The sequence below is a fragment of the Paenibacillus ginsengihumi DSM 21568 genome (assembly GCF_000380965.1).
Taxonomy (GTDB): domain Bacteria; phylum Bacillota; class Bacilli; order Paenibacillales; family NBRC-103111; genus Paenibacillus_G; species Paenibacillus_G ginsengihumi.
The window spans coordinates 68,954-77,866 of record NZ_KB905553.1 but is presented as its reverse complement, the minus strand read 5'-3'; the positions used below and the strand labels follow the sequence as shown (position 1 = coordinate 77,866).

The 8,913-nt window shown below is 59.5% G+C and carries 9 protein-coding genes; 1 reads left to right on the top strand and 8 read right to left on the bottom strand.

The features are described from left to right. The 7 genes from F591_RS29450 to F591_RS0105060 form a co-directional block, all read right to left on the bottom strand. A partial coding sequence (locus tag F591_RS29450; protein WP_019533509.1) for a LysM peptidoglycan-binding domain-containing protein occupies positions 1-1,097 on the bottom strand: 1,097 nt, incomplete at its 3' end. 190 nt (positions 1,098-1,287) lie between these two features. Beyond that, a complete protein-coding gene (gene ilvE, locus F591_RS0105085; RefSeq protein WP_019533508.1) occupies positions 1,288-2,166 on the bottom strand; it encodes a branched-chain-amino-acid transaminase in 879 nt (292 codons plus the stop codon). Continuing rightward, entirely contained in the window at positions 2,154-3,065 is a 912-nt protein-coding gene (pheA, locus tag F591_RS27425) for a prephenate dehydratase (RefSeq protein ID WP_019533507.1), read from the bottom strand. Before pheA ends, ilvE begins: the two co-directional genes overlap by 13 nt. Continuing rightward, positions 3,062-4,042 (bottom strand): homoserine kinase, encoded by a 981-nt coding sequence (thrB, locus tag F591_RS0105075; RefSeq protein WP_019533506.1) that lies wholly within the window; start codon positions 4,040-4,042, stop codon positions 3,062-3,064. The genes pheA and thrB overlap by 4 nt, the downstream gene beginning before the upstream one ends. A 16-nt stretch (positions 4,043-4,058) precedes the next feature. Further along, positions 4,059-5,120 (bottom strand): threonine synthase, encoded by a 1,062-nt coding sequence (gene thrC, locus F591_RS0105070; protein WP_019533505.1) that lies wholly within the window; start codon positions 5,118-5,120, stop codon positions 4,059-4,061. A gap of 6 nt (positions 5,121-5,126) precedes the next feature. After that, entirely contained in the window at positions 5,127-6,416 is a 1,290-nt protein-coding gene (locus F591_RS0105065) for a homoserine dehydrogenase (RefSeq protein ID WP_019533504.1), read from the bottom strand. 54 nt (positions 6,417-6,470) lie between these two features. Next, complete coding sequence (locus F591_RS0105060) at positions 6,471-6,941, bottom strand: ACT domain-containing protein (protein ID WP_019533503.1); 471 nt, start codon at positions 6,939-6,941, stop codon at positions 6,471-6,473. A gap of 216 nt (positions 6,942-7,157) precedes the next feature. On the opposite strand from F591_RS0105060, the gene F591_RS0105055 reads away from it, so the two are divergent. After that, complete coding sequence (locus F591_RS0105055) at positions 7,158-7,661, top strand: NUDIX domain-containing protein (protein ID WP_026326380.1); 504 nt, start codon at positions 7,158-7,160, stop codon at positions 7,659-7,661. 160 nt (positions 7,662-7,821) lie between these two features. Here the strand turns inward: F591_RS0105055 and F591_RS0105050 are convergent, their stop codons facing one another. Further along, entirely contained in the window at positions 7,822-8,874 is a 1,053-nt protein-coding gene (locus F591_RS0105050; RefSeq protein WP_019533501.1) for an anthranilate phosphoribosyltransferase, read from the bottom strand. Positions 8,875-8,913: the final 39 nt, after the last annotated feature.

Here is an 8,913-nt window from a genome sequence, read left to right as displayed (position 1 = left end):
GCGACCGGGTAGTTGCTCTGCGCCGCCATCACGTTCGGGTCGTATGCCCCCGCGACCGGATGGTTGCTCTGCGCGGCCATCACGTTCGGGTCGTACGCCCCCGCGACCGGGTAGTTGCTCTGCGCCGCCATTACGTTCGGGTCATATGCCCCGGCTACCGGGTAGTTGCTGTACGGCATAGCATGCGGGAAGGTTGGCAGAGCCGGACCGCCGCAGCCGCAATCGCCGCCGGCAGCAGGATAAGGAGGCAGATTGCCCGTATAGGCAGGCAGCACGGAGGCGGGCAGCGGCGGAAGCTGCGGCGGTGTTTGCTCCTTCCACTCGTTCGACTCCGCTTTTTGCACGTTCGCGCTGAACGCTTCCGCAGCCGGCACATTATACTGTTGAAACGGGGGCACCGCTTCCGCCATCGGCACATTCGCATAAGGAAGAACGTTTGCCTGCATCCCTTGCACATGCGGCTGCATCTCTTGAATATTAGGCTGCATATATTGCGTCGGCGCCACTGGGATATTCGGGTTTTCGGCCGGCTGCGCGAACGGCTCGAAGTTCACGTTCGGGAACGCAGGCAGCTCCGCTTGAATGGGAGCTGGCGGCGTCTCGGCCAGCACATTCGGCGCGCTCTGCACTTCCATCTCAATATTCGGGGCCTGCTCGACATTCACTTCGGCCGGAAGCTGCTGCGGCAGCGCCTCGGCAGACGGCAGGACGGACGTGTCGGGTTTGGGCGGATTCACCACGTTCGCTTCCGTATTCGAGCCGTCCTTCTTCTTGGGGATAAATACCGTTTCCCCGGTCATCAGCACATTCGGGTTTTTCAAATGTGGATTGGCGGCGATCATTTCGGGGAGCGGCACGCCCCATGCTTTTCCCAGCTTCCATAACGTGTCGCCCTGCACGACGACATGCTTATGCGCGATTTCCGAAGGCGGCGCTACCGGCTTCGGCGCATCGGGGATCTTCACCTTCATCCCGATCTCCAGCACATTCGGGTCCGCGAGCTGCGGATTGGCGGCAATCAGCTTGTCGAGCTCGACATTATATTTTTGAGCCAGCTCGTATAGTGTGTCGCCTTGCTTCACAATATGGATTTTCACAGCCTAAAACCTCCTTTGAGCGGTCGCACCGTACCTAAAACCAACGTAACAGTACAGTTTATGCACGGAGATGGGCTTTTGACCATCATTTGCGGAAAAAAGCTGGCAAAAAAGCAAAAGCGCCAAGCTCCCGGGATCTGCCCGGATGCCTTGGCGCTTGTATGCCAGGCGGAAAACGCGCTTTCCGCCGTTATTCGTAAACCTTCACGCCGTCGATCTCGACGATGCTGCGGAATTCCTTCAGCAGATGCGTCGTGATCGGACCGGCCTTGCCTTCGCCGATGATGCGGCCGTCGACCTCGCGCACGGCAATGACCTCCGCGGCGGTGCCGGTGAAGAACACCTCGTCCGCCACATAGACGTCATGCAGCGTGAACGGCTCTTCCTTGACCGTATAGCCTACGCGCTCGCAAATTTCGAGAATGGCGCCGCGGGTAATGCCTTCCAGCGCCCCGCAATAACACGGCGGAGTATAGACGATGCCCCGCTTGACGATGAAGATGTTGTCGGAAGAGCCTTCCGCGACGTAGCCTTGCGAGTTGAGCATGATCGCTTCGCCGACGCCGGCAAGGTTCGCCTGAATTTTGACGAGAATGTTGTTCAAATAGTTGAGCGATTTGATCTTCGGGTTCAGCGCGTCGGGAATGTTCCGGCGATTCGAGACGGAGACCGTCTTCAAGCCGTTAATGTACGCTTCTTCCGGGTAAATGGAGAGCTTCTCCGCGATAATGATGACCCACGCTTTCGGAGAACGGCGCGGGTCGAGGCCGAGATCGCCGGGACCGCGCGATACGACGAGGCGGATGTAGCCGTCGCGCAGCTCGTTGCGGCGCAGCGTTTCGACAAGGGCATCCTGCATTTCCTCGCGGCTGAGCGGAATGTCGAGCATGATCGACTTGGCCGAATCGTACAATCGGTCCAGATGTTCTTTGCATTTGAAAATATTGCCGTTGTAGATGCGGATACCTTCAAAAATGCCGTCTCCATACAAGAAGCCGTGGTCGTAAACCGATACCTTCGCATCTTCCTTCGATACAAATTCGCCGTTAAGATAAATTACTTGTGACATGTGTTCTGCACCTCCGCATGCGCTGGTTCAAATGTGAAAGTAGGATAGCATCCGAGAATGCGAACCTGGCAGCCGATCGCTTCAATCTCCTGCAAGGCGGCCGGCAGCAGGACGGATTCCATCGAAGCCTCGATATCGATGTAGAAAAAGTAGCTGCCCAGCTTCTTCTTCGTCGGGCGCGACTCGATCTTGGACAGGTTGATGCGGCGCCAGGCGAAAGCCGACAACACCTGGTGCAGCGCTCCCGGGTAATCCTCTGGCAGCGTAACCAAAATCGTCGTTTTGACGGAGCTGGCCGCTCGAGCCAGCTGCTCCGGCTTCTCCGTCCCGACGAGCACGAAGCGCGTATAATTATTTTGGTGGTCCTGAACGCCTTGGGCGAATGTGCTTAAGCCGTACAGCTTGCCGGCGGCGGTTGGCGCCAGCGCGGCGATCTGCGGATCGTTCAGCTCCTTGACCAGCCTTGCCGCTTCGCCGTTGCTGCCGACTGGTTCCAGCTCGACGTCGGGAAGATGATCCTTCAGAAATTTGCGGCATTGGGAAAGCGTCACATTATGCGAGACGACTTTGCGAATGGCACCGCGCGCATGTTCGATATCCGCCTGCCCCGCCTCACCGTCCCGGGAAATGCCGAGCAGGTTGATATTGATCGGATAGACCCACTCGGCCTGAATCGGCAGGTCCACCTCGTGAACGAGCCAATCGAGATGCAGGCTGACCGAGCCTTCGAACGTATTCTCGATCGGAATGGCGCTCCAATCCGTCTGACCGTTCACGGTAGACATGAAGACGTCGGAGATCACCTTGCAATGGACGTAGTCGAATGAGGAAGTGCCGAGATAATGATGAGCCGACTCTTCCGTAAAGGTGCCGGGTCCGAGCAGCGCAATCCGTTTCATGCGCGCACCTCCCCTTTGATGTTTTCCCATAATGTACCGCTTTGCTGATCCGCTGTCAACTTCTCCACCCGTACCCCTTCCCGGTCGGGCAGCAGCCACATCGTTGTCGACTCAATGCCTTCGGCAAGCAGCGTCTCCTTCATGAACCGCTCCAGCTCCGCCTTGCGAGGGCTGTGCTTGTCAACCAGCGCAAGCATGGTCGGCCCGGCCCCGCTCAACGCTACGCCGAGCGCCCCATGCCTGGTCGCCTCGCCCAGAATGCGGGTCAAGCCGGGCACGAGCGGCGCGCGGTAAGGCTGATGCAGCGCGTCCTTCATCGCCTGAGCGATCAGGTCGAGCCGCCCGGAGCATAGCGCAGCGACCAGCACGCTTGCATGGCCGATGTTGTACACCGCCTTGTCCATGCCAAGCTCCCGCGGCAGCACATGCCTCGCCTTCTCCGTTGCCAGCTGGAAATGCGGAATGGCGACGAGCGCCTCCAGCCGCTCGTCCGGCTCAATCCGGATATGCTCGGCCCGCTCGCCGTCCCAGAAGGCGGCGACGAGCCCGCCGAACAGCGCAGCGCCCACATTGTCCGGATGCTTCTCCAGCTCCGTCGCCATGCGGAACAGCTCGCTCTGCGGCAAGGGGCTGCCGATCAGCGCGTTGGCCGCAGCCATCCCGCCAACGATCGCCGAGGCGCTGGAGCCGAGGCCGCGGGTCAAGGGGATGTCGCTGTACATCGCGATTTCGAGCTCGGGATGGCGGACGCCGGCCCGCTCGAACACCATTTGCGCCACTTTGTAAACGAGATTGCTTTTGTCCGCAGGGATGCCCTCCATCTGTTCCCCGATCAAATGAATGCGCGTCGTATCGGCAAGGCCCATTTCGATCCAGGCGTACAAATTCAAGGCCATGCCGAGCGAATCGAAGCCCGGGCCGAGATTGGCCGTGCTGGCAGGCACCCTGACGCGCACTTTTCCGCTGTTCTTCTCCACCGTATCGTCCCGCCTTCTAGCCTTCCAGCTGCTTGATCGCTTCCATCACTGCCGCCTCGGAATCCTGTACGACCACCGGTTCCGCGCTGACGCTCTTGATCGCGATGTTCGGGTCCTTGAGGCCGTGGCCGGTCAGGACGCAGACGACCTTCGCGCCCTTCTCGAAATAGCCCTGCTCCTTCAGCTTCATGACGCCGGCGATCGAAGCGGCCGAGGCCGGCTCCGCAAAGATTCCCTCGCGGGCGGCAATCGTCTTGTACGCATGCAAAATTTGCTCGTCGGTGACGAAGTTGATCTGGCCGCCGGAATCTTTCGCAGCCGCTTCCGCGCCTTTCCAGGTGGCCGGATTGCCGATGCGGATCGCCGTCGCGATCGTCTCCGGTTCCGGGATCGGCTCGCCGCGCACGATTGCCGCCGCGCCTTCCGCCTCGAACCCGATCATCTTCGGCAGCTTCGCCGCCTTGCCCCGCTCGTGATACTCCTTGAAGCCCATCCAGTAAGCGGTAATGTTGCCGGCATTGCCGACCGGAATCGCCAAATAATCCGGCGCTTCGCCGAGCTGGTCGCATACTTCGAAGGCCGCCGTCTTTTGCCCTTGCAGGCGGTACGGGTTGACCGAGTTGACCAGCGTAATCGGATGCTTCGCCGTAATTTCCCGGACGATCTCAAGAGCCCGGTCGAAGTTGCCTTCGATGGCAATGACCTTGGCGCCGTACACGATCGCCTGCGCCAGCTTGCCGAGCGCGATGTTGTTGTTCGGGATCAGCACGATGCAGTTCAACCCGCCGCGCGCCGCGTAAGCCGCCGCCGCCGCGGACGTGTTGCCCGTCGAAGCGCACATGATCGTGCGGCTTCCTTCCTCCATCGCCTTGGCGACGGCCATGACCATGCCGCGGTCCTTGAACGAGCCCGTCGGGTTCAGACCTTCATATTTGAAGTAGATATCAAGATCGAGCTCGGCCGACAAATTTTCCGCGCGCACGAGCGGAGTGTTGCCTTCCTGCAGCGTCAGCAGCGGCGTTTTCTCATTAACAGGCAAATATTCCTTGTACGTTTGCAGTAGTCCCATGTATCTCATATTCGATTAACCCTCCACTCGATATACGCTTTTGATCTCGTGCACGATGCCTTCCATGTCTCCGAACGCAGCCAGCACCCGGTTCACCGCCGCCTGGCTGGCGCTGTGCGTAATGATGATAATCTCCGCATGCGGCGTCGTGGCATTCGGCTGCTGGACGACGGATTCCAGGCTGACGTCCTCGCCGGCGAAGATGTTCGTAATTTGCGCCAGCACCCCGGCCTTGTCGGCCACATGAAGCCGAATGAAGTATTTGGAGGCGATCTGCTCGTCCGTTTTCAGCTTCTTCTCTTTATAAGGAACGAAGACTTGGCGGCCGTTGATGCCCAGGTTCAGGTTGCGCACCACCGCCACCAGATCGGCGACCACCGACGTCGCCGTCGGCATCTCCCCTGCGCCCGGCCCATAGAACATCGTTTCGCCGACCGCTTCGCCATAGACGTACACCGCGTTGAACACGCCGTTCACCGAAGCCAGCGGATGCGAGGCGCGGACCATCGTCGGCTGCACGCTGACGCTGATCTGATCGTCCTGGCGCTCGGCGATGCCGAGCAGCTTGACCTCGTAGCCGAGCCGTTTGGCATAAGCGATGTCCTCCTTACTGACGCCGGAAATGCCTTTGACGCTGACATCCGCCAAGGCGACGTTCACGTGAAAGCCGAGCGTACCGAGAATCGCCATTTTGCGGGCGGCGTCGAGGCCTTCGACGTCCGAGGTCGGGTCGGCCTCCGCATAGCCGAGCGCCTGCGCTTCCTTCAGCACCTCTTCGTAAGCGGCCCCTTCCTGGCTCATTTTGGTCAAAATGTAGTTGGTCGTGCCGTTGACGATCCCCATAATTTTGGTGATGCGATCCGAGGAGAAGCCCTCGATCAGCGTGCGGATAATCGGAATCCCGCCGGCTACGCTCGCTTCGTAGTATACGTCGCAGCCTTTTTCCGCCGCCTTGGCCAAAATTTCCGGTCCGTGCAGCGCCATCAAATCCTTGTTGGCGGTGACGACATGCTTGCCTCTCTCCAGCGCCTCGAGAATATAGCTCTTCGCCGTCTCGATGCCGCCCATCACTTCGATCACGACTTGAATGTCCGGGTTCTCGATCACGTCGCGCGCGCTTTCGGTCAGCTTGTCCTCCGGGACGCTGATGCTTCTGGTCTTCGACTTGTCCTGAACCAGAATCTTCGCAATTTCGATCGAGGAGCCGGTCTGGCCCAGCAAATCTTCCCGGTGCCCCTCCACAATGCGAACGACACCGGTTCCGACGGTACCGAGTCCCAATAAACCTACTTTGATCGGTTTCATATGCTCATATCCTCCTGACAATCTTTATATTTTAACAGCTTCGCCCCAGCGTCCTCAGCCTTGGCCGACGAGATGAACGCGGGTCACGCCGTCCTGCTCGCGCAATGCGTCCAGCAGCACGCCGATCGGATCGCCCATCAGCGAGGTCTCGACAGAGATGACGACATTCGCCACGCCCTGCAGCGGAATCGACTGGTGAATGGTCAGCACGTTGCCTTCGAGTCCCGCAATCATCGCCAGAACCCGCGACAAAATTCCGGAACGGTGCTCCAAATCCATCGAGATGGTTACGATCCGCTCCCGCTCCAGCTTGCTGAGGGGAAAGATTCCGTCCTTGTACTTGTAAAAGGCGCTGCGGCTCAAATCCACCTGCTCCGCCGCCTCGTGAATCGTCTTCACTTCGCCGCGGGCCAGCAGCTCCTTCGCCTGCGCCGTCTTCACCAGCGCGTCAGGCAGGATGTCTTCGCGCACCAAGTAATAACGCTCTCCGGGCCGCCTCTCATCCCACGCTTGCTTATCTGTCATTTTTATCGTCCTTCCATAGTAGACGATTGTTTTCCCATAGTGGACATTATAACGCATGCCGGCCCTTTCCCGCAAGTAGGTTTTCGACAAAAAATATGTTACACTTCTGCTAAACACGGCTCAGCACGCATGCTGAATTTTCGATACCGCAGGCGACGAACGATGATTGAGAAGAATCGCTCGTCATAGGACGTCTTTTTTAAGGAGAGATCATAATTGATACGTGCCCGGATGATCGCTGCCGCGCTGCTGTTTCATGGCGGCGACATGCTGATGATGAAGCGGTCGCCGAGCCGGACCCTGAACCCCGGTATGTGGGCGGCTATCGGAGGACATATGGAACCGGAGGAGATTAACGATCCGGAGGAAGCGGTACGGAGAGAAATTTTCGAGGAGACCGGACTTACCCGAGGCGACATCGCCGATTTGCGCTTGCAGTATATTTTGATTCGCCTAAACCGCCAGGAGGTGCGCCAGCAGTTCATTTATACCGCGCGGGCGGCCCGCCGCGACGTAAGCGAGACCGACGAAGGAGAGCTGCACTGGATTCCTCGCGCGGAGGTGCTCAAGCGGGACATTCCGTTCATTTTTCGCGAGCTGCTGGCGCATTATTTCCGCACCGGGCCCTCGTCCTGCGTATGGGTCGGCACCGCCGGATACGATGCGGCGTCGCGGCCGGCCGTCCGCTGGACCGCGCTCGTCGATCCGCTGCAGGTATAGCCCTCTCGCGCGGTTTCGTTCGCACGCCGCCGCGCCTTGCGGCAGCCGCAGCATTCGCCGCAGGCCAGCCCCCAGCCGCTGCCTGGCGACAAGGCAAGGCTCCGAGCCGCCCATACCCATAGCCCGGAGCCTTCTATAAAGATGCCGAAACGGCGGGCGATCAGTTCACCCTGATGCGAGCGGGAAACTCGCTGCAGGTGCTCATCGTCCGCCACTTCTCGAGCAGCTTCTTCGCTTCTTTTCGCTGCAGCAGCGATCTGGCCAGCTGGAAGCCTTCCTCGTACGACTCGACTTTGTCGAACCAATACAGCCGCAGCCCCGCATTAAAGACGACGTGCTCGCGCTCATTGCCGATATCCGGCGAATCGTCGCCCTCGATTATGCGCAGCACCGTCCTCAGCTGCTCCTGCTTCGTCATTTTCTCGACCGGCGAGCCGGAAAATCCGAACGTGGCCGGGTCGATCGTGCTCGCTTCGTCCCCCCATGACGTCACTTTGCGGATGGCGCTCGTCTGGAAGATGGGCAAGTCCTCCGAGCCTTCGATGCCCTGCACAATATATGCCGTCTCGAAGCCCGATTTCGGCAGCAGCTGGATCAGGCGCTCCATCGCCGTTCGATGATTGACCCCGATAATGACGTTGAGCGAATGGATCGGATTGATCACCTTCTCGACCGTATTAAAAAACGTGCGCAGCCCGATCTGCTCCCGGACATGCCTTACCCGTCCGAACGGCGGACAAATCAGATCGGTCCAAATAAAACCGATGCCGAGCGTCACGAAGATGTCTTCCCATTCCTTGGCCTCCAGCTCCACCTGCACGCCCAGCCCTTCCAGCAGTTCCTTCAGCGAGGTGCCCAGCTTCGGCGGCAGCGATTCGCTGCCGTGCAGCACCTGGGGAAATCCGACGGAGGCGAGCAGCAGGCTGACGGGGATCGTCACCGGAAAATAGCGGCGTCCGTCATAGGGACCGGCGCAGTTCAGCGAATGGGAGAAGGAGCGGTACGGCAGCGAATATTTGCGGAATACATCGATAAAGCCCATCAATTCTTCAACGGCTTCGCCCTTCATCCGCATCGCCATCAGGAACGCAGCCGTCTGCGCGTCGGTCGATTCGCCGCGGGCAATCGCGTGGGCCGCCGCCACCGCCTCGTCATAAGTCAAATGCCGGGAACCGTGCTTGCCGGTGCCCACCGCCTTGATCCACTGTTGCATGCATCATTCGCCTCCTCCGGCCAAAAAAATGGTTTCAGC